The organism is Pullulanibacillus pueri, assembly GCF_014639255.1.
Classification (GTDB): Bacteria; Bacillota; Bacilli; order Bacillales; family Sporolactobacillaceae; genus Pullulanibacillus; species Pullulanibacillus pueri.
In genome coordinates this window covers 41,261-65,060 of record NZ_BMFV01000022.1, presented here as the reverse complement: position 1 = coordinate 65,060, position 23,800 = coordinate 41,261, and the positions used below count along the sequence as shown (strand labels likewise).

The following is a 23,800-nucleotide window of genomic DNA, read 5'->3' as shown; positions in this document are numbered from 1 at the left end:
TATTAGATGTATAGATAACATCTTATTTCGAATAATGAAGGAGGAACCTTTGTTTGGATCTACACAGTGTATTTACAAGTATTCTCATGTTTGGATTAGTGATAGTGATTATTTCTCGGCAACTTAAGCCCAGATCACTAAACCGTTTCCGTTTTTATATAATGCCTATCATTGCTTTTTTCATGGCTTATGAGAATCTACCAAGGCCTACTGTACCTGACTTTCAACTTATTGAGTGTTTAATCTCTGTAATTATTGGTATTGGCTTTGGTATATTACAAGCGAGATCTACAAAGGTTTATCAAGTGAATGGCGCTTGGGTGATGCAGGGGGATTGGCGATACCTCATCACATGGGTTGCATTGCTTGCAATTCGGATTGTTTGTATGTTGATATTTAATCATTTTGATCATTCGCAAAACAAGGTTGTAGAATGGATTATTTGGATTGAGATTGCAGTCGTTTGGGGCGTACGTTCATTGATGCTAGGCTTACGTTATCCGCAAATTCGTGGCGCTTTAGCAAGGCAAAATAAATAAAGCTTCCAAACAATCGCAACCTCTGCCTATGTCGAAACATAGGCAGAGGCTGTTCTTTTGTTCTAATATCTCACAGGCAAAGCGGTTAATCCTCGGATGAGGATACCAGGACGCCATTGTAAAGATTCGCTATCTGTATTCAGTTGCAAGTTCGGCATACGCTTTATTAATGCGTTTATAGCAATTTCGCCTTCAAGACGTGCCAGTGGAGCGCCTAAGCAATAATGAATGCCTTTGCCAAAAGCGAGATGGCGGTTGTATTTTCGGGTAATATCGAAGGTTTCTGGAGACTGAAACTGTTCAGGATCACGATTGGCGGAATCGAGCGCGATAAGAATAAGATCACCTTTAGACATCGTTTGCCCTCGAAAGACTATATCCTCAGAAGCCCACCGCGAAGTTGAAAATTCAACGGGTCCATTATAGCGGAGCATTTCTTCAATCGCTTGATGAATCAGCGAAGGATTCGCTTTTAGTGTTTCGAGTTGGTCGGGATTTTCGAGGAGAGCTAGAACCCCATTTCCGATTAAGTTCACGGTGGTTTCATGTCCAGCAATGATTAATAAGAAGACGAGCGAACGGATTTCTTGATGATTTAACTGTTCGCCACGTTCCTCTGCTTCGATTAAGTGACTGATTAAATCATGTTGTGGATGTTGTTTTCTGTAGTGAATCCAATCATCAATATAGTTGGAAAAGTTGATCATTTGTGGCTGTATTTCTTGGATTTTCTTGGGATTGTTTGCAGCCTCAACGAGAGTATTTGACCATTGACGGAAAATATCACGATCTTCACTTGGTACGCCTAGCATCTCACAGATCACTATAATAGGAAGTGGAAAGGCAAATGCCTCAATGAGATCCACCGCGCCCTTCTCTTCTATATCATCGAGTAAAAGAGTCGTAATTTCTTCGATTCTGGGACGGAGTCCAGCAATCATTCGGGGTGTAAAGGCTTTTTGAACTAAATTGCGCAACCTACGATGTGCAGGAGGATCTGAATTTAACATATGATTGTTAAAGAGAAGGCTCTTAGCCTGATTAGGATTTTCTGCTTCTCCTTCTTTATTGAAAAATTGAGTGGGATCTTTAATAAAATGCACCTCTTTTAATGCGGCCATAGCATCATCATAACGAGAAATAACCCAAGCGGTTTGCCCATCTGGCAGGGTCATCTGATGAATAGGATCTCTTTCTCTTAACTGTTGGAAGACAGGATAGGGGTTACGATTAAAGGTTTCAGAGAACAAATCAATGTTTAAGCCTGCAAGCGTTTCTTTCTGATCTACCATGCGTTTTCTCCTTTCTAAGTAAAAGACCTTAGGATACATCTTTACTATACTATTCGTCGCATTATTCCCACAGCCTTCTATAATAAGGCCATTTTTAAAAATAAAGAGAGGGAAAAAGTAGGAAAAGCGATAGTCTGTTGCCCTTCGTGGTCTAAAGTAAAAAGTGAGGTGGATCAAAAGCTGGGGGCAAGAGTTGTCCTTAATCTATGAAAAAATTTTTCTAGTAATTATGGTTCTATTTATAAGTCTACCTTTATAGATTAGTAAGGAAGGGAAAATAAGTAGAGGGTGAGACTATGCATTGGTATCAAATGGAGAACAAAAAAATAGAGGAAGCCACGCATTCAGATATCGAAAACGGACTTACGAGTGCAGAAAGTAGGGAGCGGCTCAGGCAAAACGGCCCCAATGAGATAGCAGATAGTGGCAAGCGATCACCGATAATGATTCTTCTAACACAATTCAAAGATTTCATGGTGATTGTCTTACTCGCCGCAACAGTCCTATCGGGGCTACTAGGAGAATACCTCGATGCGATTGCGATTATTCTCATTGTCATGCTCAATGGGATTCTCGGTTTTATTCAAGAGCGCAAGGCAGAGAAATCACTGGATGCTCTTCGCGAACTCTCTGCACCGATGGCCACCGTTCTAAGGGATAAAGAATGGCAAACCATTCCCGCAAAGGAACTGGTCGTCGGTGATATGATCAAGATCTCCAGTGGTGATCGAGTCAGCGCGGATATTCGATTAATAGAGACCCATGGCTTACTTATTGAAGAATCGGCGCTCACGGGTGAATCTATTTCCGTACAAAAAGGACAAGCCCCGCTTGAAGAAGAAGAGCTGTCACTTGGTGATCAAGTGAATATGGGATTCATGGGGACGATGGTGACCCAAGGGAATGGAACAGGGATTGTAGTGAACACGGGAATGAAGACAGAAATGGGGAAAATTGCGAGTCTTATTCAAAATGCCGAAACACTGCAAACGCCTTTACAAATCCGCCTTGAACAATTAGGTAAGATTCTAATTATGCTTGCGGTTGTTTTAACTGTACTTGTAGTGGGGATTGGAGTGCTTCACGGTCATGGGTTAACAGAAATGGTTTTATCGGGTGTTTCTTTGGCTGTGGCCGCTATTCCTGAAGGTTTACCCGCCATTGTCACGATTGCTTTAGCGCTAGGTGTGCAGAAAATGATTAAGCGGAACGCGATTGTTCGTAAGTTACCTTCAGTGGAGACTTTGGGGTGTGCCACCGTTATCTGTACTGATAAGACAGGGACGTTAACGCAAAACAAGATGACCGTCACCCATCTTTGGGCGGAAGGACAGACCTGGGAGCTCGCTCAGAAACCTAATGACCCCCCCTTTCTAAAAGAGGGACATCCTGCCAAACTTGAAAACGAGTCCTCTTTACGACAGCTTTTAAGTTATGCCGTGCTTTGTAACGACTCAGAACTGGTTGAGGGAGAAGATAATGCGGTAACAGAAAAGGGAGATCCAACCGAAATTGCTTTATTAATCAGTGGGCAAAAGGCAGGTTTTTCTAAACAAGGGCTATTATCAAATTATAAAATCATTAAGTCCTTTCCCTTCGACTCTACTCGAAAAATGATGAGTGTGATTATTGCCAATAAAAAAGGTGAAAAATTTGTTTTAACAAAAGGAGCCCCCGACGTTCTTTTGGATCGCTGTGATCATATTTTGTGGAATAAACAAAAGCAGTTGATTAAGAAGCGCCATGAGGAACACGTCAAGGAAGCGATTCTTTCCTTAGGAAATCAGGCGCTGCGAACCATCGCGGTCGCTTTTAAACCACTTCGGAGTGATAACACCAATACAGAGGCAGAACAACTTGAACGCGGATTAACCTTTGTTGGGGTGCAAGGAATGATTGATCCCCCAAGACCAGAAGTGAAAGCGAGTATTGCTAATTGCCAGCGTGCCGGGGTAAAAACGGTCATGATTACCGGTGACCATGTTGTTACGGCAAGTGCAATTGCGCGTCAACTTAATCTGTTACCTCAAGATGGACAAGTCATGGACGGGGCCACACTCTCAAAGATGACAGAAGAAGAGTTAATCGATCAAGTCGATGATATTTACGTTTATGCCCGTGTCGCTCCTGAGCATAAGCTGAAAATTGTTAAGGCCTTGCAGAAGAAGGGGCATATTGTGGCCATGACAGGGGATGGTGTGAATGATGCTCCTGCGATTAAGGCTGCCAATATTGGAATTGCTATGGGGAATACAGGTACCGATGTGGCTAAGGAAGCTTCCTCCCTGATTTTAAGTGATGATAATTTTGCAACAATAGAAGCGGCCATTGAGGAAGGGCGTAACATATACGAAAATATTCGTAAGTTTATTCGCTATCTTCTCGCTTCAAATGTCGGAGAGATCCTCGTCATGTTTTTCGCGATGATACTCTCGCTGCCGTTGCCGTTGCTGCCGATACAAATATTATGGGTGAATCTTGTAACGGATGGCTTGCCTGCGATGGCCTTAGGCGTCGATGCTGCTGAGGATAATGTCATGAGACAAGGGCCTAGAAAACCCAATGAAGGCGTCTTTGCTAGAGGGATGGGCTGGAAGATTATATCGCGCGGGTTCTTAATAGGGATCGTCACTCTCATCGGTTTTTGGACAATTTTACATGGAACGAATGATTTAACAAAGGCACAGAACGTCGCCTTTATGACACTAGTGATGTCTCAACTGATTCAAGTCTTTGATTGCCGGAGTGAACGCTCAATCTTTGATCGTAACCCTTTTGGTAATCGTTACTTAGTCTTAGCCGTTCTTTCGTCGATTGTGCTGATGCTTGGTGTGATGTATATTCCGTTCTTTGAACCGATTTTCCATACCGTGCCATTGTCTTTACATGACTGGTTATTGATTGTTGGTCTATCAGCCATTCCCACACTGGCATTTTCGGGCGCAGGGCTTTTTGGTCAAAAGGAAAAAGAAAAATCACCTTATACTAGACAAGCATAGGAAGACAGGAAAGGGTTGGAGCATAAAAAGACAATCCTGTTAAATTTCAGGCGCGTTTCCTCGCAGCTTAACAAAAGAGCACTGCACGTGCACATAAGTGCCGCAGCATGAACAAAAGAAATAGCTGACTAGTCCGTGTCCATGGAAAGCGAGTAACATGGAATGGAGATGAACATAATAGCATCTACAGTAGCAGTTACACTGGAATTTCCTTCAATGCTAAAATTTATGGCCTGAGTAAAGCAACAGACCCTATGAACATAAAAGAAAACGGCAATCCGGAAAAAGCTTCAAACATTCGGATTGCCGTTCTGTTTTAATTTATCTAGTATTTTCAATATTATATTTCAGTAACAGGCTCGACTTCCCAATTCTTATTAACATAAAGCCCTAGAACCTTGACTTCTAATCCCCATGAGCGTATCAATTCAACAGACTGTTTAATTTGCTCTACTTTCTCATCTTTAGGAATGGGATTTCCAGCACAATCATGGTGACCAACAATAGCGATGACTTTAGAGCCATGGGGTCCATAGGAGACCTGAACTTTTGCTTGAATCGCTTGAAGCTGTTCTGGGGTTCCTTCTAATAACACTTTATTTGGACCTGCTTCAGTAATCATATCAATATAGTCAACGTTAAACTGCTTTTTCATCCACTCGATGACAGGGAGTTGAACTCTCCCATCCATACAATTGATCGCTGTAGCAAATTGAGACATTCATATCACTCCTATTATATGTATTGGTTTTATATATCTTAAATTTGTTAGTCCTTTATTATCATAACACTTTTAGTGAAAATCGTCCTATAATCAATAAGACATATTTCTTAAGAATGTGCAGATAATAGCGTTGAATTCACTATTAAGGAGGTCTTTTGAATGGCATTAGTTCCCTATGATCCATTTAGGCAGATGTCAAATATGAGACGTCAGTTTGACCGTTTTTTCTCTGATCTTCCTATGACAATGGAGAACGACTATGGATTGGGAAATATCAGAGTGGATGTTCATGAAACCGAGAATGAAGTTGTCGCAACATGTGATATTCCTGGACTTGAAAAGAAGGACGATGTTGACATCACTATCGAAAATGACACATTAAATGTAAGTGGTTCGATTCATAAAACACATGAAGTTGAAGAAGAAAACATGCATCGTAAGGAAAGATTTACAGGACGTTTTCATAGATCCATCTCTCTCCCTAGCGCTGTTAGTCATGAAGGTGTCAAAGCCACTTATAAGAATGGTGTTTTAGAAGTAAGGATGCCTAAAATGATGAGAGATAATAAGCAAAGGATCGATGTGGATTTTCATTAATTAAAGAAAATATAAAGGTGACAATGTGGTCGAGGTAAGCCGGTAGGATCTGGTGAGGCTTCGACTTTTTCTTTTGTAGATGTCGAGATGAATTAGAATGGCTTGACAGAAAAAAATGGATGTGTTATTAAAAATATGGATTAGCACTCAAGTTAGAAGAGTGCTAAAAATAGAAACGAGGGAAAGGGAGAGAACGATGACGAAAATGGAATTTAAGGCAGAGTCTAAAAGGCTATTAGAAATGATGATAAACTCTATTTATTCTCAGAAAGAGATTTTTCTCAGAGAGTTGATCTCGAATGCCAGTGATGCGATTGATAAAATCTATTATAAAGCACTCACGGACGACAGTCTGACATTTAATAAAGACGATTATTTTATAAAAGTGGAAGCGGACAAAGCCAACAGACTGTTAAAGATCACAGACACGGGTATTGGGATGACGAAAGAAGAGCTTGAAAATAACCTAGGGACGATTGCCAAAAGCGGGTCGCTCTCCTTTAAAAAGGAAACAAAAATGGAAGATGGCCAAGAGATCATTGGTCAGTTCGGTGTGGGCTTCTATTCTGCTTTCATGGTGGCGGATGTCGTCACGGTGTTGACTAGAGCATTAGGGAGCACCGAAGCTTATAAATGGGAATCACAAGGGGCTGATGGCTATACAATTGAACCTTGTGATAAAGAGACTGTAGGAACGGAAATTATTTTAAAAATCAAGGAAAACACTGAAGATGAAACCTATGATGACTACTTAGAGGACTATCGTTTAAAACAAATTATCAAAAAGTACTCTGATTTTATTCGATATCCTATCAAAATGGACATTACAGAAAGTCGTCCAAAAGAAGGCAGCGACAATGATCTTGAAGAAGTAACGGAAGAACAAACGATCAACAGTATGGTCCCGATTTGGAGAAAAAATAAAAATGAACTGACGGATGAGGATTATGCCAATTTTTATTCCGAAAAACATTATGGCTATGACAAACCACTCAAACATATTCACATTAGTGTAGATGGTGCTATAAGGTATCAAGCGATTTTATATATTCCTGAACAAATTCCGTTTAATTATTATTCCAAGGAATTTGAAAAAGGTCTTGAGTTATACTCCAATGGCGTATTAATTATGGAAAAATGCTCTGACTTACTTCCTGATTATTTCAGCTTTGTCAAAGGGATTGTTGATTCTGAAGATCTATCACTTAATATTTCTAGAGAAATTTTGCAACAAGATCGTCAGCTTAAAACGATTGCTAAAAATATAAAAAATAAAATCAAAAGCAATTTGAAGAGTATGATCAAAGAGTCTAGAGAAGACTATGAAAAGTTTTTTAATGCTTTTGGTAGACAATTAAAATACGGTGTATATAGTGATTTTGGAGCCAATAAGGATGATTTACAAGACTTACTCATGTTCTACTCATCCAAGGAGAAAAAGCTTGTTACCTTAGACGAATACGTTTCCAGAATGCCTGAAGACCAAAAGTATATTTATTATGCTTCTGGGGAAAGTTTTGATCGTATCGAAAAACTGCCACAAACCGAAGTTGTCGCAGAAAAGGGCTACGAAATTTTATATTTCACGGATGAAGTGGACGAGTTTGCGATTAAAATGCTCATGAATTATAAAGAGAAGGAATTCAAATCGGTCTCTAGTGGCGACTTAGGTATTGAAGAAGAGGGCAAAGAGAAAACTGAATCAGAGGAAAAGGAAAATAAAGAGCTCTTTGATTATATGAAAAATGTGTTATCTGACAAGGTCAAAGCAGTTCGAGTATCGAAACGCTTGAAAACTCATCCTGTTTGCTTGTCTTCGGAAGGTGACATATCCATTGAAATGGAAAAAGTCTTACAAGCGATGCCTGATAATCAAAATATAAAGGCAGATAAAGTCTTGGAAATTAATACTGATCACGAAGTTTTCCAGGCTCTTAAAGCGGCTTTTGACACAGATAAAGAAAAACTCGATCTCTATACCCAATTATTATACAATCAAGCACTGCTTATTGAGGGCTTGCCTATTCATGATCCTGTGGCGTTTACAAATGATATTTGTAAGATAATGGTTTCCTGATATTGGAGGGAGACTCTCTTGTAATAAGAGACAACAGATCATGAAAGTTGAAAATATGCCCACTGATCTATAAAATGAAGACGATTATTCCTTCAAAGACAAGGTGGTCTGATTATGAAAACAACAATTAAGTGGACGGATCCGATGGGCTTTTCTGGAACAACACCCTCAGGACATGAGCTTAAAATGGATGCCGCGCCTGAAGTCGGTGGGCAAAATACGGGGGCAAGACCGACAGAGCTCCTTTTATATGCGGTCGCTGGATGTACAGGCATAGATATTATTTCAATCCTGAAAAAGATGCGCTTAGAACCCTCCAATTTCGCTATGGATGTTGAAGGAGAGCGTGCCGACGATCATCCTAAACGCTTTACTGCTATTCATATTCACTATGCCTTGGACGGAGAATTACCAGAAGATAAAGTTGTACGAGCAATCAAACTTTCAAAAGACAAATATTGCTCCGTCGCGCACTCACTCAATGCTGAAATCACAGCGAGCTACTCCATCAATGGTAAAGAAGGAGAACAGGACGTTTAATAAAATAATAAGGCTGATTCCTATGAGTGTGGGAATCAGTCTTTTCTATCTGAATTGCAACATACCCTTCTTATAGAAGGGAGGACAAAATATGCTCCAAAAAAGGGGCATGACACTCATTTTAAAAGAAAAAAGATAAAGTAGTGGATGCTTGATCTAACATAGGTTTTTAAATATGGGATTGACAGATTGTCCCTCAAAAGACTAAACTAAAACTTGCGGTTGAATTAAAGGATAGACACTATTAGAAGGAACCTACAGGCTGACCGTCTTAAACCGCGAATACCTGATATTTAAGTCAGTTATCAAGCGTAGTTAAATGGATGTGACAACAAAATAAAAAAATTTTAAAAAACACTTGCTTATTTAATTTATGTATGTAATAATAATACATGTCGCTAACGGAGGATTAGCTCAGCTGGGAGAGCACCTGCCTTACAAGCAGGGGGTCGCAGGTTCGAGCCCTGCATCCTCCACCATCTTTAATTACATAGCTTTATATTGCCGCAAGGTGGAGCAAGCCAACAACTTTGAGGATTCATCAGTGTTAGCTTGTAAAATTTAGCCTAAACCTCTTGAAACACATCGGATTTTACAGGGGAAAGCGGCCGTATTAACATCGTCGCGGGGTGGAGCAGGGGTAGCTCGTCGGGCTCATAACCCGAAGGTCGCAGGTTCAAATCCTGCCCCCGCAACCATAATGTATTAAACGTACTACGTCGAATATATGTCAAGCTCGTTTAATATTAGGTGTGCTGGAAAGTGCAACCATAATGTGTTAAACGTACAACATCGATTAGACATCAAACTCGTTTAACATCAGGTGTGCTGAAAATCTTAATCAAGTGGTAGTTAAACCCTACATTGAATTAAAGATAACCTTTCATAAAGGACCCGTGGTGTAGCGGTTAACATGCCTGCCTGTCACGCAGGAGATCGCCGGTTCGATTCCGGTCGGGTCCGCCATTAAAAATACCTTTAATGAAAAGTATTTAATAAAACAATGGCTCGGATAGCTCAGTCGGTAGAGCAACGAGCAAAGCTTCAGTGAATAATGTACGAGTTGTCCCGATGCATAAGCATCGAAGCGAAAGCTTGAAGAAGCAGGGACAGAGGCTTTTAAAAGAACCGACACAAATATTAGCATGGCTCGATAGCTCAGTCGGTAGAGCAGAGGACTGAAAATCCTCGTGTCGGCAGTTCGATTCTGTCTCGAGCCACCACCATAAATATATGCCGGCCTAGCTCAATTGGTAGAGCAACTGACTTGTAATCAGTAGGTTGGGGGTTCAAGTCCTCTGGCCGGCACCATTTAAATTTAGAATAATAACAACGCTGATCCTATAGAGGAATCAGCGTTTTTTGCGTTTAAATAGGGTAAAGTAATTTTGTTTGTTTGAAACTGTAAGCAATGGTCTTTTCATTACGTCAAATTAAGTAGCAAAGGGGGAGGGGCTTATTGTCTGCTAAAGAGACCATTGAAGAATGGTTCATTACATATGGAAAAGAAATCTATAATTACTTAATTTATTGTGTGTGGTCGGAGGATGTGGATGATCTATTACAAGAAGTCTTCCTAAGGGCATATAGGGGGTATGGATCTTTTAAAGGAGACAGTCATCCGAAGACATGGCTCTATACTATTGCAAGGCGTGTGATTGTCGATGCAAAGAGAAAAAATAAGAGCAGCTTTACAAAACTCAATTTATTAAAAAGCGCTTTACATGATACACCAAAAACACACCGATCTCCAGAACAAATTTATGAATATAGTAAGCGTTATCAATTACTCATGAAACATGTCAATACATTAAACAAGAATCAACGAGACGTAGTCATTCTCAGAGGGATTAAGGAGTTTTCTGTAAAGGAATCAGCAGAAATTCTTAGGTGGACGGAAGCGAAGGTCAGTGACACGTTTCATAGGGCTTTAAAACATTTAAAGGTGAAAATTGAAGCAGAAGGTAGGGAAGACTTTGAATAGAGATCAAGAGATACTTGAGAACTTAAAGCAGCTTCCATTAGATAAAGAGATCCCAGAGAAAACGCATCTACGAATCAAAAAAATGCTCGAAACTGTAGGTACTACAGAAGAGAATGAGAATCTAAGAGTACGAAAGCTCCCCACATTTCCTTCAGCTTCAAAAATATGGTTGGCAGCAGTTGCTTGTCTCATTATCGTATTGCCCTTAATCTTTTTTACTATGCAAAATAAAGAGGCCACAAATGGAATATCTGGAGATTCTGCCTTAGATAGAGGCTTCCAGTCGTATATGAGAAGCTTTGACTACCATGAAGGCGATTACTCGGTTCTAACGGAACATGTCAAAGGTAATGATGGTCTCATTATTTATGAGGACAAAAAACAAGAAGAACCAGAAGCTTACTGGATGGCATTTTTTAAGAAGGAACATAATCAATGGAATTGGGCAGGGGGAACCTCATGTGCAGATGGCTGGTCCTCAAATCCAAATCAACCTGACTTGTGGTGTGGGAGTTTGCAAGGTTCACACTTTAGTAAAGTATTGATTGGTGGTAACAGCACAACCCCTAATAAAGAAGTGAACCTACTGCGAATAAAGGATAACAAAATTATTTGGTACTATCTAGATTATGATCATTATAAGGATATAAGTATATTGGCCAAAAAGGATGATGGAGCGAAACTGTGGGTGAAACTGCTCTCCTCTCAAAAACCAGTAGATGCAAAAGACCATTACTTTACATCAGATGAGCGCAAAAAAGAATAAGTTTAAAAAACGAACCTGTCGAATGTTGACAAGTTCGTTTTAGGTTGAAGTGTGCTATTTGAAAGGCAACGCTTCATGAGATGATGTTGGAATCATTCTTCAAATTCAGGGACTCTTTTTTTGGGAACATGTTTAAAAACTTCTCCACTCTCAAAGAAATCCACTAGTCGACTAATCCAATCATAATAAGCAAGCCATATTTGTGTTTCCTTTAATAATTCATTTATTTCATTTTCGACGTCAGGACTCAATGATCCCTCATTTTTAATGTCTAAAATTCTTTGCCGCCATTTTTGTTCGAATAAGCGACTTTTATTAATCGCTTGTCTCCAGTTTGAAATGAATAATGAAATGAACGTTTGATAATAGTCTTGCTCTACTGTATATAAGTCTTTCCTAACGCCTTTTTCAAACACTTTATCTGCAATATTGAGATCAATCATCTCACGGACAACTTGACTCATACGTGTTTTACTCATACCAGTGGCTTCGGATAATTGATCGAGTGTCATGGGTTCTTTATTCATATAAATAATCCCCAGCACCCGTCCTAGAGTCGGGGAGATCCCGAATGCGCGCATATTATCAGCAATCTTTTCAATGAAGTGCTCTTTCGTCTGTTCTACCATGTTTGACGATACATCTCCCATAGTCTGACTCCTTTCTACCACTTTTCTCTCAGTTAACTTACCATATTCACAAAAAAAATCAAATTACAAATTAGCAAGAATTTTGACGTAAATGTGAGTAATTATAAGAAAACCCTCTCATTAACATTGTACAATATATAGTTTACAAATATTATTCACTATATGGATTGAATACAAACTTTATGCAATATAAATTTTATATTATACTTATTAAAGTGAGAAAAAAAGGAAAAAGGAAATATATTGAGTTTCCAAAATGATGAACGGATTAAGTTTTTATTTTTTATTGGAGGTGGCTGTGATTTGCTAACATTTGATCATGTTTCAAAAGTATATGATGAAGGTCATAAGGCAGTCGATGATATGTCTTTGGAAGTGAAAAAGGGTGAGTTTGTTGTTTTCATAGGCCCAAGTGGCTGTGGGAAAACGACAACAATGAAGATGATTAATCGTCTGATTGAGCCGACCGAAGGGACCATCCTTTATGAAGGTGAAGACATTATGAAGAAAAATCCGGTAGAGCTTAGAAGATCTATTGGTTATGTTATTCAGCAAATTGCCCTTTTCCCTCATATGACCATTCGTGAAAATATAGCTTTAGTCCCCAAACTTCTCAAGTGGCCTAGTACAAAACGGCGAGCTCGTGCTGAAGAACTTCTCGAACTGGTCGATATGGATGCAAGCTATTTAGACCGTTATCCACATGAATTAAGTGGTGGGCAACAACAACGTATTGGTGTGTTGCGTGCACTTGCGGCGAATCAACCGCTTATTTTGATGGACGAGCCGTTCGGCGCTCTTGATCCAATTACAAGAGATTCATTACAAGAGGAATTTAAAAAGTTGCAACAACGCTTGCAAAAAACCATTGTCTTTGTCACTCATGACATGGATGAAGCCATTAAACTTGCGGATAAGATCGTCATTATGCGTGCAGGTCAAATTGTGCAAGTGGGAGAGCCGGAAGAAATTTTACGTCATCCTGCTAATGATTTTGTAGAAGAATTCATTGGTAAAGATCGTTTGATCCAAAGTCGTCCAACCGTGAAAACAGTGGATCAGATTATGAGTAAAACACCTGCTACGATTTTGAAAGAAAATACTTTAGTTGAGGCTATCCAAGTCATGCGTGATAAACGTGTCGATTCTCTTTTAGTTGTGGATCAAAATAACCATTTGGAAGGTTTTATTGATGTTGAAACCATTGATGAGCACCGGAAGAGAGTCAAGACGGTTGGGGATGTCATGACGAAAGAACTTTATACCGTGTCATCGGGTGATCTCTTACGTGATACAGTGCACAAGTTTCTGCGCCGTGGGATTAAATATGTTCCTGTTGTGAACGATCAGCGCCATTTAATCGGTATTGTGACCCGTGCGAGTCTAGCAGATTTAGTTTATGACTCTATCTGGGGGGAAGAAGAGCCGACCCCATTGTAGGGGAGAAATGGGCCTCTTTTAACGTCAGAATGTAAAGTTTGTGCAAGATCTTTTAAGGCGAGTTTAGTTTCAGCATGAAGGCTTGGGCTATACCTTTAGTGGGTGAAGGCATAGGCCTAATCATCAGGCTGTGCTTAGTGAAGCGGTGAAGTATAAGCCAAGTTTTTTAAACCAACATGATCTATTTTAGATAAAAGGAGGGTTTTGATGGGGGCATTCATGGATTTTTTATCTGATAATGGAAGTCAAATTTTACTTAAAACGTGGGAGCAACTCTATATTTCTCTTATCGCCGTAGTGCTAGGGATTATTGTTGCGATTCCCTTAGGTATTGTTCTATCGCGCTTTCCTAAGGTTTCTGGATTTGTGATTGGCATTGTTAGTGTGATTCAAACCTTTCCAAGTTTGGCGATTCTCGCTTTTTTTATCCCCCTTCTAGGTGTCGGAAAGTTTCCAGCTATCGTTGCTTTATTTATTTATTCAATGTTACCGATTCTGCGTAATACGTATACAGGTCTAAAGGGTGTGGATAAAAACTTACTAGAAGCCGGTAAGGGGATGGGAATGAAAACCCTTGAATTAATCTTCAGTGTAGAGTTGCCACTTGCGGTCCCCGTTATAATGGCGGGCATTCGTTTATCAACAGTTTATCTTATCGGTTGGGCTACACTCGCTTCTTTTGTAGGCGCGGGGGGCTTAGGTGATTTTATTTTCGACGGTCTTAATCTCTTTCAACCTTCATTAATTCTAGCCGGCGCAATTCCCGCAACCATTTTGGCACTCATCATTGATTTTATCTTAGGTAAATTAGAAAAATGGTTAACCCCCAAAGGCCTAGCAAAATCAAATGAAGAGACGGCCTAATGAGGAATAGAATAAAAAAATTGTAGTGTTTGATAGATTTCAGTTTTAAACGCTTGGATAGAAGCGACGGTTTGAGACGAACGTGTGAAAAGGAGGGAGCAACGATCGATGAAAAAGATGGTAACTATATTCGTCCTCACCATATTGTCTCTTGTTCTTTTGACGGGATGTTCTGGTGTGGCATTACCGGGATTAAGCGGATCATCAAAAAACACAATAAAAATAGGCTATATAACAACAACAGAGTCAGCAATACTCGCTAATATAACGAGTCAAATGATTACTCATTATACCGATCTTCATGTCGAACAAATCGGAAATTTAGGCTCTTCAATTGTTCAACAAAAAGCGATGGTAGATGGCGAGGTAGACATTACGCCAACACGTTATACAGGGACGGATATGGCGGCTCTTGGCATGGAGCCTGTAAAAGATCCAGATAAAGCAATGGCAATTGTTCAGAAGGAATTTAAAAAGCAGTTTGATCAAACCTATTTTGATTCTTACGGGTTTGAAAATACCTATGCCTTTACGATTAGAGCAGACCTAGCGAAAAAAGACCATATCACAAAAGTTTCAGACCTTGAGAAATATAAGGACCAGTTTAAATTTGGTGTCGATAACTCTTGGGTTCATCGCAAAGGTGATGGTTACGATGAATTTCAAAAAACATATGGATTTAAGTTTGCTGACACCTATCCTATGCAAATTGGTCTCGTCTATAAAGCGGTCGATAGTAAAAAAATGGACGTTGTCTTGGCTTATTCAACGGATGGGCGCATTAAGGCGTTTAATTTAAAAACGTTAAAAGATGATAAGCATTTCTTTCCGCCCTATAATGCAGCACCTGTCGCTCGCAATGAGATATTACGAAAACATCCAGAAATTAAAACGATTTTACAGAGGCTTGTAGGTCAAATAAGCACAGAGGATATGACAGAAATGAACTACGAAGCGGATGTAAACTTAAAAGAACCAAGCACTGTGGCGAAAGAGTTTCTAAAGAAACACCATTATTTTGAAGATGGAAAATAGGAGGTGCTAAAAAATGAATACCCTAAGTGAATTAGTAACTTACTATGGACAGAACTATGGCTATGTTTTGACAGAGTTTTGTCGGCACTTTTTAATGTCGGCTTATGGTGTGATTTTTGCTGCGATTGTGGGTATTCCAGTAGGTATCCTTATTGCCCGCTACTCTAAGCTAAGTCCTTGGGTGATAGCCATTGCGAATGTCATTCAAACAATCCCTGCTCTCGCTATGCTTGCTATGCTGATGTTAGCTATTGGGTTAGGGACAAATACAGTCGTATGTGCACTATTCCTCTATTCACTCTTGCCAATTATTCGTAACACTTATACGGGGATTAAAGGGGTCGATAGTGCTTTGTTAGAAGCGGGTAAAGCAATGGGTATGACCCGCTTTCAAGTACTAAAAATGGTTGAGCTGCCCCTTTCTCTTGCGGTGATTATGGCTGGACTGCGGACAGCACTTGTTATTGCGATCGGGATCACGGCTATTGGGTCCTTTGTAGGTGCTGGTGGCCTCGGAGATATTATCATCCGTGGGACGAATGCCACAGAGGGTGCCTCCATTATTTTAGCTGGAGCCATACCCACCGCTCTAATGGCTGTAATCGCTGATATTGTGATGGGCTGGCTTGAACGACTTCTTACTTCAGCTAAAGGAAAAGGCGTTAAAAAATTGAAAGAAGCTGCCTAAGACGGTCATCGTAAGAAAGCGATGGTGCTGTTTTAGAAAAGGCGTTAAAACAGGTATCATAATAGAGCAATGATACCTGTTTTTTTATGAGCAGAAAAAACGGTCATCAAAAGAGAGTAGTGAAGCCCGTTTTCAGACAGAGCAGAAAAAACGGTCATCACAGGAGCGTAGTGGTGCCCGATTTCAGACAGAGAGGAAAAAACGGTCATCAAAGCAGAGTAGTGAAGCCCGATTTCAGACAGAGAGGAAAAAACGGTCATCAAGGAAGCGTAGTGAAGCCCGATTTCAGACAGAGCAGAAAAAACGGTCATCAAAGCAGAGTAGTGAAGCCCGATTTCAGACAGAGCAGAAAAAACGGTCATCACAGGAGCGTAGTGGTGCCCGATTTCAGACAGAGAGGAAAAAACGGTCATCAAAGCAGAGTAGTGAAGCCCGATTTCAGATAGAGGGGAAAAAACGGGCATCAAAAGAGAGTAGTGAAGCCCGATTTCAGACAGAGCAGAAAAAACGGTCATCAAGGAAGCGTAGTGAAGCCCGATTTCAGACAGAGCAGAAAAAACGGGCATCAAAAGAGAGTAGTGAAGCCCGTTTTCAGACAGAGCAGAAAAAACGGTCATCAAGGAAGCGTAGTGAAGCCCGATTTCAGACAGAGCAGAAAAAACGGGCATCAAAAGAGAGTAGTGAAGCCCGTTTCCAGATAGAGGGGAAAAAACGGTCATCAAAGCAGCGTAGTGAAGCCCGATTTCAGACAGAGGGGAAAAAACGGTCATCAAAGCAGCGTAGTGAAGCCCGTTTTCAGATAGAGGGGAAAAAACGGTCATCAAAGCAGCGTAGTGAAGCCCGATTTCAGACAGAGCAGAAAAAACGGGCATCAAAAGAGAGTAGTGAAGCCCGTTTTCAGACAGAGGGGAAAAAACGGTCATCAAAGCAGTAGTGAAGCCCGTTTTCAGATCGAGAGGAAAAAACAGTCATCAAAGCAGGGAAGTGAAGCCCGTTTTCAAATTGAGAATCCAAAACGGGCATCAAAAGAAACCGTATTAACTTATGCTCTTAGGAAATGTCTAAACATAATAAGAAGAAATTCCATGGCCCATGATTTTAAAATTTTTTAAAAGGATTCGGCGGATCGTTTTCTTTGATTTAATAATTTTACACCATTCGAAAACAGTGTTTGTTGTTAACTTTCTATCTGGAAAGAGTAACTTTAATTCTTCTATACTCCGCAAAATTGCAGATTCGAGCTTTTCTTCATGGCCGCACTCATTACAGTGTATTAAGGCTTGTCCCTTACAATCGGTATGTAATGAGCAGCAATCCTTACAAATTATACCTTTCTTCAGTGTGGCATAAGTATAATCTGGCACCCGCTTATAAGGCGATGATTTTACATGTAGAGAGAGTAACCTATCCGCAAGTTGTGAATCCTTTTCGTTCAATTTTGCCTTTTTCATATTGAGTTTTTCTATAAAGCGCTTGAGTTGTGTAGGGAAGATAATGGGTAAGTTCAGTGGTGCCTCGTATAAATAAAATTCGGGGTTGACGAAAATAAGGTAGGGTTCAATCGAAAAGTTAAAACCGAGATCTTGGAGGAGACGCCGGAGTAGAGATTCACTTCTCTTTAGCTGTAATAAGGGGTTCTTTATTTCGGCCCCGGAGCGTGTGAACCATTTGTCGTTATCAATGTAAAAGTCACCATCGTAATTTTTGATTTCAAGAGGAAAAAGTGTCTCGTGGGAGATTAACAGAGTATCAATTTGAAAAAACGTATTGTTCTTCTCAAGAAGTAAATCATCAATAATGATCCAGTCATTGGAAAGCGTTTCTGACCAAATATCAAAGTTTTGCTCACCTTCAAAACCCTTTTCGAGGTTTAAATAATAACTGGAATCCTTCACAGACAGGTTCATACGGAGATTTAATGCTCTTAGAAGCTTTAATTCCAATGACTCATTCCGTTGTTTAATAGCCATTTCCCACATCCTTTTTAATAATTTTAATACTATTTTATAAATAATTACCTATATTCACAATGATTTATTATATTTTATTTTTGAGAAAAACTTATTAAAAAACTAAGCATTAGGACATGGCTTAAATATTTAGTAAAATGGAATGAGACGTGTTTTACATACTGAAGGGGTTGATAGCATGGAAGAGGGATATGTATCAGTAACGGGTGGTAAGGTTTATTATAAAAAAGTAGGAACGGGATCAGGGTTACCTCTTATTTTGCTGCATGGAGGTCCTGGCGGGACACATGTTTCTATGAAGGCCTTAGAGGCATTAGGTGATGAGCGGCCGGTTATCTTTTACGATCAATTAGGTGCGGGGCGATCGGACCGTCCCGAAGATCCTTCGCTCTGGCATATTGATCGCTTTGTTGAAGAACTCGGGCAAATTCGTGAGGCGCTTGGATTAGAAGAGCTCCATATTTTGGGACATTCGTGGGGCACCATGCTCGCAGCGGAATATTTATTGAAGCAACCTAAAGGCGTTCACAGTGTGATTTTTTCCGGTCCTTGTTTGAGTGCACCACAATGGGCAAAGGATCAGGATGAACATCGTAAGGAACTGCCGCAGGATGTTCAAGATACCCTAGCGAAGTGTGAAAAAGAAGGGACCACTGATTCTGAAGAATATAAAGAAGCGATTAAGGTATTTAACAAGTATTTTGTGAATCGCATGGATGAGCGCGATAAACCCGCTGAACTAAAATCAGAGGCTGCCAAAGGGAATGATGTGGTCTATCAAACCATGTGGGGGCCATCAGAATTTTATACAACAGGTAATCTTAAGCATTTTGATGTGACCTTAAGATTGTCAGAAATCAAAATCCCCGCCCTATTCACTTGTGGACGTTATGATGAGGCGACACCAGCCTCAACTGAAAGCTACAGCCGTCAACTTCCGGGATCGACATTTCATGTCTTTGAAAAGAGTGCTCATGTCCCTTATTTAGAGGAGCCCGAAGAATATATTCGAGTAATGCGGGACTTTTTACAAAGTGTTGAGGGAAAATAGAGTATTTTAAGGAAGAGGGTAGTCTCACACTCATAAATTTAAGTTTTTAGACTTTAAGCCCACGGGTTTAAGGTCTTTTTTTATTAATTTTTTACAACGTCAGAAGTTAGAGATTTAATGAAACCTTTTTATCGATAACTTTGACCTCAGCTATTAAGGACTGGCACCCCTCCTTAGTATGCGAGTGTGAAAGCCTGAACATCAGGTTGTACTTAGAAAAGTGGTAAAGCATAAGCCAAGTTTCCTAATAAAAAAAATATTGTGTCTTTTGATTTTTAGTGGTAGAATAAGAGCCTTCGACTGAAAAATGAGGAGGGATAAAGGAATGATTTCGGTACAAGGCTTAAATAAATCTTTTAAGGTTGCAAGGCGGTCGAGTGGATTAAGACAAGCGACCAAGGCGCTTTTTCATCGTGATTATCAGACGGTTCATGCGTTAAGTGACATCTCATTCTCCATTCAGCCGGGTGAGATTGTAGGCTATATTGGTCCGAATGGGGCGGGGAAATCGACGACGATTAAAGTGATGAGTGGGATTTTAGTGCCTGACAGTGGCTCCTGTGAGATTATGGGTTATACACCGTGGAAAGATCGGGCGCGCTACGTAAAAAATATCGGTGTTGTTTTTGGGCAACGCTCGCAGCTCTGGTGGGATGTTCCCGTTATTGACTCATTTGAACTCCTTAGAGATATTTATAAAGTATCGCCATCAGAATATAAGGCAAACTTAAGTCTTCTTGTTGAAACCCTTCAGCTTTCTGACCTCTTGCACACCCCTGTGAGACAACTTAGTCTCGGTCAGCGCATGCGTTGTGAAATTGCCGCTTCTCTCTTACATAGTCCAACTCTCTTATTTCTTGATGAACCGACGATTGGTCTTGATGCTGTTTCAAAACTTGCAGTCAGGCAATTTATAAAAACTTACAACAACGAGCGGAACCTGACCGTGATTTTAACAACCCATGATATGAATGATATTGAGGCCTTGGCTGAGCGCCTTATTTTAATTGGAAAAGGTCACATCTTATTTGATGGGAGATTAAAAGCATTACGCGAGAAATTTGGTGCCCATAAAACATTAACTATTGATTACAAGGAAAGCGCCTCTAACATTGACATTATTGGCACCACTATTCTGTCACAAACGGGTCAAAGAGCGGTGCTCGGTGTGGATACAAAACAGATTAATGTCTCTGAAGTTATCGGAAAACTTTCTGAGCAGCTAGAATTGTCTGATGTGTCGGTTGAGGCGCAACCCATTGAGGAACTGATTGTCCAACTGTACCAGGAGTATGAATTATGAAGCCCTATTTTTCGGTGATAAAACTGCGACTTCTTTATGGTTTGCAGTATCGTGGGGCTGCTTTTGCAGGCGTGGCCACACAATTTTTCTGGGGTTTTATGTACATTATGATTTTTGAGGCCTTTTATAGTCACACCCATACGGAACCTCCGATGACCTTGAATGAACTGGTTGCCTATGTGTGGTTACAGCAAGCGTTTCTCACACTAATGGCTTTATGGTTTAGCGATAATGAAATTTTCGATTTAATTACCAAAGGAAATATTGCCTACGAGCTTTGCCGACCTTGTGAGCTGTATGGCTTATGGTATGCTAAATTACTCGCTCAGCGTCTTGCTGCGGCTCTACTTCGTTCATTTCCAATACTCATCATTGCTTTCTTGCTTCCGCAGCCTTATAGAATGATGCTTCCTCCGAGTTTAACAACGTTTTTATTCTTTTTGATTGCTTTAGTCCTAGGTTTATTGATTCTTGTCTCTATTTCTATGTTTATTTATATTTCAGTGTTTATCACCATGTCGCCAACAGGCTCTTTGCTGATGCTAGGGGTTGTGGGTGAATTCTTTGCCGGGCTGATTTTACCGATCCCTTTGATGCCCTCTTGGATGCAAGTACTGGCGAGTTGTCTGCCGTTCCGCTGGACAATGGATTTTCCTTTTCGTGTGTATTCCGGACAAATTCCCGAGGACCAGGCTTGGATTGGGCTTGTGGTTCAATTGGTTTGGCTTGTAGTTCTAGTAATCCTTGGAAGGTTTTGTTTGCGAAAAGCGCTTGGAAAAGTGGTTGTACAAGGAGGCTAAGCGGATGATACTTTTTGGAAAGTACATGAGTATTTTATTTAAGGCCCAGATGCAGTATCGGACGTCGTTTTTCCTTCTCTCTCTGGGGCAATTTTTCGTACCGTTTTCGGTCTTTGCGGGGTTGTATTTTTTGTTTGCGAGATTCGGGCAGGTAGAGGGATGGAGCTTCTATGAAGTCGGGCTTTGCTTTGCGGTCATTCATATGGCGTTTGCGATCAGTGAATGCTTGGCGAGAGGCTTTGATTCCTTTTCTAGCTTGGTCGCTAGTGGGGAATTTGATCGCTTACTCGTTCGCCCGAGAAATACGATACTCCAAGTGCTCGGTTCAAAATTTGAGTTTACAAGAATCGGGCGATTAGCTCAAAGTGTTGCGGTCATGATCTGGGTTCTCATTCATCTCCCTATTGAGTGGGATGCGATAAAAGTCGTGACGCTTATTCTGATGGTCATCAGTGGGGTTTTTATTTTTACGGGGATCTTTATGCTAGCGGCAACACTTTGTTTTTGGACGATCCAAGCGATAGAAGTGGCGAATATCTTTACGGATGGCGGACGAGAGATGGCCCAATATCCCTTGAGTATTTATAAAAAATGGGTGACACGATTCTTTACTTTTGTGATCCCGTTTGGCTGTACCAATTACTTGCCTTTGTTATTTTTACTCGGGAAAACCACGGGTCCTGACTTCATCTACATGCTGATCCCGCTCGTGGGAGTGTTCTTTATCCTCCCTTGCTTACTTATTTGGCAATTTGGGGTGAAGCACTATCGTTCAACCGGCTCTTAAGCTTGTTGAAAGGAGGGTCTTAGGTCATATTCTTTTAAAATTAGTGTTTATAAGAGTATAATAAGAGTGATTTTATGGGCGGAGCGTCATCTTGATTTTATAGAAGGAAGCGTTTGTCATGAAAAAGAACTCTTATCCTTGGCTTGTCCTATCTGTGACAAGCCTTGGTGTTTTATTATCAGCTATGAATTTAAGCACACTGAATGTCGCCTTACCTGAGGTATCTAATCATTTTCACGCAGGGGCAGTGGCCTCAAACTGGATCTTACTTTCTTATATGCTTTTTAATACGGTTCTTATTTTAGTGTTTGGGAAGCTTGCGGATATTTACGGGCGACGCAAGCTTTATTTATTTGGTTTAACAGAATTTTCTATCGTCAGCTTGCTGATCGGTTTTTCCCCCAATATTTGGGTCCTGATTCTTCTAAGAATTTTCCAGGCCGTGGGTGGTGCTCTCGTGATTACCAATACTACTCCATTGATTACGGACGCTTTTGATAAAAGACGGCTTGGAGCAGCGTTAAGTATTAATGTGCTTGTGGCCTCTGTTGCCCAGCTTGCCGGTCCTGTTGTCGGGGGCGGCTTAGGTTTTGCCTTGGGATGGCGCTGGGTCTTCTGGTTTAATGTCCCGCTTGGCATTATCGGTGTTATTTGGGGCTTCTTCGTTCTGCGTCCCGTTCCTGGCCGGGCGAAGGAAGAAAAAGTGGATTGGCTTGGAAATATTACTGTCTTTTTAGGGCTTGGCGGATTAATCTTTGCTTTATCGGAGGGAGGCATTGTCGGTTGGGGAAATCTGTCGGTGATCCTTGGTTTGGCCGCCTTTGTTATTTTTACAGCTTGTTTTGTCTGGGTAGAAAGGCATGCCAGATTCCCGATGATCGATTTTTCTTTATTCCGCATTCGTCCCTATACGATGGCTAATTTAGCGACGTTTATTAATTCATTAGCGCGCTCATCCATTGTTTTATTAATTGCTTTATTTTTTCAGGTCATCGACCATGAAAATGCCTTTGTAGCGGGATTAAAGGTTTTACCCGTCACCATAGGGATGATCATTGCGTCTCCGATTGTAGGGGCCTTAGCATCGAAGTATAGCTCACGGCTATTATCGACGTCCGGATTAATTGGCACCTGTATCGGGATGTGCTTATTGGTTTGGAATATTGGACCTCATGCCTCCGTCTTTTGGATAAGTTTCGGACAATTGCTGATTGGGATGGGAACAGGCATCTTCCAAACGCCAAATACACAGTCGATTATGTTAACGGTGCCCATAGAGAGGCGCGGGGTGGCCAATGGCTTGCGTTCAATGTTACAAAGTATGGGTCAGGTCATCAGCACAGCCTTATCGTTAATGATTGTGACGAGCGCGCTACCTACTCGACTCAAGGATGTCATTTATGCGGGAACAAGTGCCCATCTTGCCTCTGATGATGTTGTGCTCATCTCTAATGGTTATCGCTTAGCTTTTATTGTGATGATGCTGTTAACGGTCCTCGCTATCGCGGCATCCTATTTGCGCAGTTCTGGCCGATCTAGACAGAGTGTAAAAGAATAAGATGTTGAAAAGAATGCGGTGGCCTAGTGCTTCCGCATTTTTGTAACGTCAGCGTTATAGCCTTGTGGAAGGCCTTAATAGGGTAACTTTGTCTTTCACCACTAAGGGTTGGCGACAACCTTAATGTGTGAAGGCT

The 23,800-nt window shown here is 40.7% G+C and carries 21 protein-coding genes and 5 tRNA genes; 21 read left to right on the top strand and 5 right to left on the bottom strand.

The annotated features are described in order from the left end of the window. The first annotated feature begins 53 nt into the window (after nt 1–53). Entirely contained in the window at nt 54–539 is a 486-nt protein-coding gene (locus IEV91_RS13845; protein WP_188498008.1) for a CcdC protein domain-containing protein, read from the top strand. Nucleotides 540–601: 62 nt separating this feature from the next. Here the strand turns inward: IEV91_RS13845 and IEV91_RS13840 are convergent, their stop codons facing one another. Next, a complete protein-coding gene (locus IEV91_RS13840) occupies nt 602–1,831 on the bottom strand; it encodes a cytochrome P450 family protein (RefSeq protein ID WP_188498007.1) in 1,230 nt (409 codons plus the stop codon). A gap of 296 nt (nt 1,832–2,127) precedes the next feature. Here IEV91_RS13840 and IEV91_RS13835 point away from each other — a divergent pair, with 296 nt between their 5' ends. Continuing rightward, complete coding sequence (locus IEV91_RS13835; RefSeq protein WP_188498006.1) at nt 2,128–4,830, top strand: calcium-translocating P-type ATPase, SERCA-type; 2,703 nt, start codon at nt 2,128–2,130, stop codon at nt 4,828–4,830. A gap of 340 nt (nt 4,831–5,170) precedes the next feature. On the opposite strand, the gene IEV91_RS13830 is transcribed toward IEV91_RS13835, so the two are convergent. Continuing rightward, nucleotides 5,171–5,551 (bottom strand): carbonic anhydrase, encoded by a 381-nt coding sequence (locus IEV91_RS13830; RefSeq protein WP_188498005.1) that lies wholly within the window; start codon nt 5,549–5,551, stop codon nt 5,171–5,173. A 162-nt stretch (nt 5,552–5,713) separates the two neighbouring features. Here IEV91_RS13830 and IEV91_RS13825 point away from each other — a divergent pair, with 162 nt between their 5' ends. The 10 genes from IEV91_RS13825 to IEV91_RS13780 all read left to right on the top strand — a co-directional run bounded on the left by IEV91_RS13825 (nt 5,714) and on the right by IEV91_RS13780 (nt 11,518). Then, on the top strand, nt 5,714–6,151 hold the full coding sequence (locus IEV91_RS13825) for an Hsp20/alpha crystallin family protein (RefSeq protein ID WP_188498004.1): 438 nt from the start codon (nt 5,714–5,716) through the stop codon (nt 6,149–6,151). A 196-nt stretch (nt 6,152–6,347) separates the two neighbouring features. After that, nucleotides 6,348–8,228 carry a molecular chaperone HtpG gene (gene htpG, locus IEV91_RS13820; protein ID WP_188498003.1) on the top strand — a complete coding sequence of 627 codons (1,881 nt, stop codon included), beginning with the start codon at nt 6,348–6,350 and terminating at the stop codon, nt 8,226–8,228. A 114-nt stretch (nt 8,229–8,342) separates the two neighbouring features. After that, a complete protein-coding gene (locus tag IEV91_RS13815; RefSeq protein ID WP_188498002.1) occupies nt 8,343–8,768 on the top strand; it encodes an OsmC family protein in 426 nt (141 codons plus the stop codon). Between the two features lie 403 nt (nt 8,769–9,171). After that, nucleotides 9,172–9,247 (top strand) — tRNA-Val (locus tag IEV91_RS13810). A 144-nt stretch (nt 9,248–9,391) separates the two neighbouring features. Beyond that, nucleotides 9,392–9,466: transfer RNA gene (locus IEV91_RS13805), tRNA-Met, on the top strand. 192 nt (nt 9,467–9,658) lie between these two features. After that, nucleotides 9,659–9,734: transfer RNA gene (locus IEV91_RS13800), tRNA-Asp, on the top strand. Between the two features lie 181 nt (nt 9,735–9,915). Next, nucleotides 9,916–9,991 (top strand) — tRNA-Phe (locus IEV91_RS13795). Between the two features lie 12 nt (nt 9,992–10,003). Next, nucleotides 10,004–10,079, top strand: a tRNA-Thr gene (locus tag IEV91_RS13790). Nucleotides 10,080–10,227: 148 nt separating this feature from the next. After that, nucleotides 10,228–10,752, top strand: a complete 525-nt coding sequence (locus IEV91_RS13785) for an RNA polymerase sigma factor (RefSeq protein ID WP_188498001.1) — start codon at nt 10,228–10,230, stop codon at nt 10,750–10,752. Beyond that, nucleotides 10,745–11,518, top strand: coding sequence for a hypothetical protein (locus IEV91_RS13780; RefSeq protein WP_188498000.1), 774 nt, complete (start codon nt 10,745–10,747; stop codon nt 11,516–11,518). Before IEV91_RS13785 ends, IEV91_RS13780 begins: the two co-directional genes overlap by 8 nt. Before the next feature lie 92 nt (nt 11,519–11,610). On the opposite strand, the gene IEV91_RS13775 is transcribed toward IEV91_RS13780, so the two are convergent. Beyond that, nucleotides 11,611–12,168 (bottom strand): GbsR/MarR family transcriptional regulator, encoded by a 558-nt coding sequence (locus IEV91_RS13775; RefSeq protein WP_188497999.1) that lies wholly within the window; start codon nt 12,166–12,168, stop codon nt 11,611–11,613. Between the two features lie 303 nt (nt 12,169–12,471). On the opposite strand from IEV91_RS13775, the gene IEV91_RS13770 reads away from it, so the two are divergent. The 4 genes from IEV91_RS13770 to IEV91_RS13755 all read left to right on the top strand — a co-directional run bounded on the left by IEV91_RS13770 (nt 12,472) and on the right by IEV91_RS13755 (nt 16,195). After that, a complete protein-coding gene (locus IEV91_RS13770; RefSeq protein ID WP_188497998.1) occupies nt 12,472–13,608 on the top strand; it encodes a betaine/proline/choline family ABC transporter ATP-binding protein in 1,137 nt (378 codons plus the stop codon). Between the two features lie 207 nt (nt 13,609–13,815). Beyond that, nucleotides 13,816–14,472, top strand: coding sequence for an ABC transporter permease (locus tag IEV91_RS13765; RefSeq protein ID WP_188497997.1), 657 nt, complete (start codon nt 13,816–13,818; stop codon nt 14,470–14,472). 108 nt (nt 14,473–14,580) lie between these two features. Next, entirely contained in the window at nt 14,581–15,507 is a 927-nt protein-coding gene (locus IEV91_RS13760) for an osmoprotectant ABC transporter substrate-binding protein (RefSeq protein ID WP_188497996.1), read from the top strand. Nucleotides 15,508–15,520: 13 nt separating this feature from the next. Then, entirely contained in the window at nt 15,521–16,195 is a 675-nt protein-coding gene (locus tag IEV91_RS13755) for an ABC transporter permease (protein ID WP_188497995.1), read from the top strand. 56 nt (nt 16,196–16,251) lie between these two features. Here the strand turns inward: IEV91_RS13755 and IEV91_RS13750 are convergent, their stop codons facing one another. Together IEV91_RS13750 and IEV91_RS13745 are read right to left on the bottom strand one after the other, a co-directional pair. Next, nucleotides 16,252–17,121 (bottom strand): hypothetical protein, encoded by an 870-nt coding sequence (locus tag IEV91_RS13750; RefSeq protein ID WP_188497994.1) that lies wholly within the window; start codon nt 17,119–17,121, stop codon nt 16,252–16,254. Nucleotides 17,122–17,256: 135 nt separating this feature from the next. Further along, on the bottom strand, nt 17,257–18,165 hold the full coding sequence (locus tag IEV91_RS13745) for a nuclease-related domain-containing protein (protein ID WP_188497993.1): 909 nt from the start codon (nt 18,163–18,165) through the stop codon (nt 17,257–17,259). A gap of 178 nt (nt 18,166–18,343) precedes the next feature. Here IEV91_RS13745 and IEV91_RS13740 point away from each other — a divergent pair, with 178 nt between their 5' ends. From IEV91_RS13740 to IEV91_RS13720, 5 genes are all read left to right on the top strand, one after another. Next, the gene (locus IEV91_RS13740; protein WP_188497992.1) at nt 18,344–19,216 is read left to right on the top strand and encodes a proline iminopeptidase-family hydrolase; all 873 of its coding nucleotides are present in this window, start codon (nt 18,344–18,346) and stop codon (nt 19,214–19,216) included. A 325-nt stretch (nt 19,217–19,541) separates the two neighbouring features. Next, nucleotides 19,542–20,519, top strand: coding sequence for an ABC transporter ATP-binding protein (locus IEV91_RS13735; protein ID WP_188497991.1), 978 nt, complete (start codon nt 19,542–19,544; stop codon nt 20,517–20,519). Beyond that, on the top strand, nt 20,516–21,319 hold the full coding sequence (locus tag IEV91_RS13730; RefSeq protein ID WP_188497990.1) for an ABC transporter permease: 804 nt from the start codon (nt 20,516–20,518) through the stop codon (nt 21,317–21,319). The genes IEV91_RS13735 and IEV91_RS13730 overlap by 4 nt, the downstream gene beginning before the upstream one ends. 4 nt (nt 21,320–21,323) lie before the next feature. Then, nucleotides 21,324–22,106 carry an ABC transporter permease gene (locus IEV91_RS13725; RefSeq protein ID WP_188497989.1) on the top strand — a complete coding sequence of 261 codons (783 nt, stop codon included), beginning with the start codon at nt 21,324–21,326 and terminating at the stop codon, nt 22,104–22,106. 118 nt (nt 22,107–22,224) lie between these two features. Then, the gene (locus IEV91_RS13720) at nt 22,225–23,664 is read left to right on the top strand and encodes an MFS transporter (protein WP_188497988.1); all 1,440 of its coding nucleotides are present in this window, start codon (nt 22,225–22,227) and stop codon (nt 23,662–23,664) included. Nucleotides 23,665–23,800 lie beyond the last annotated feature (136 nt).

Coding starts and splice junctions, on each gene's coding strand:
- IEV91_RS13760 (WP_188497996.1), top strand. CDS start 14,581: ATGAAAAAGATGGTAACTATATTCGTCCTCACCATATTGTCTCTTGTT.
- IEV91_RS13775 (WP_188497999.1), bottom strand. CDS start 12,168: ATGGGAGATGTATCGTCAAACATGGTAGAACAGACGAAAGAGCACTTC.
- IEV91_RS13755 (WP_188497995.1), top strand. CDS start 15,521: ATGAATACCCTAAGTGAATTAGTAACTTACTATGGACAGAACTATGGC.
- IEV91_RS13735 (WP_188497991.1), top strand. CDS start 19,542: ATGATTTCGGTACAAGGCTTAAATAAATCTTTTAAGGTTGCAAGGCGG.
- IEV91_RS13830 (WP_188498005.1), bottom strand. CDS start 5,551: ATGTCTCAATTTGCTACAGCGATCAATTGTATGGATGGGAGAGTTCAA.
- IEV91_RS13765 (WP_188497997.1), top strand. CDS start 13,816: ATGGGGGCATTCATGGATTTTTTATCTGATAATGGAAGTCAAATTTTA.
- IEV91_RS13725 (WP_188497989.1), top strand. CDS start 21,324: ATGATACTTTTTGGAAAGTACATGAGTATTTTATTTAAGGCCCAGATG.
- IEV91_RS13745 (WP_188497993.1), bottom strand. CDS start 18,165: ATGGCTATTAAACAACGGAATGAGTCATTGGAATTAAAGCTTCTAAGA.
- IEV91_RS13730 (WP_188497990.1), top strand. CDS start 20,516: ATGAAGCCCTATTTTTCGGTGATAAAACTGCGACTTCTTTATGGTTTG.
- IEV91_RS13740 (WP_188497992.1), top strand. CDS start 18,344: ATGGAAGAGGGATATGTATCAGTAACGGGTGGTAAGGTTTATTATAAA.
- IEV91_RS13840 (WP_188498007.1), bottom strand. CDS start 1,831: ATGGTAGATCAGAAAGAAACGCTTGCAGGCTTAAACATTGATTTGTTC.
- IEV91_RS13720 (WP_188497988.1), top strand. CDS start 22,225: ATGAAAAAGAACTCTTATCCTTGGCTTGTCCTATCTGTGACAAGCCTT.
- htpG (WP_188498003.1), top strand. CDS start 6,348: ATGACGAAAATGGAATTTAAGGCAGAGTCTAAAAGGCTATTAGAAATG.
- IEV91_RS13815 (WP_188498002.1), top strand. CDS start 8,343: ATGAAAACAACAATTAAGTGGACGGATCCGATGGGCTTTTCTGGAACA.
- IEV91_RS13825 (WP_188498004.1), top strand. CDS start 5,714: ATGGCATTAGTTCCCTATGATCCATTTAGGCAGATGTCAAATATGAGA.
- IEV91_RS13835 (WP_188498006.1), top strand. CDS start 2,128: ATGCATTGGTATCAAATGGAGAACAAAAAAATAGAGGAAGCCACGCAT.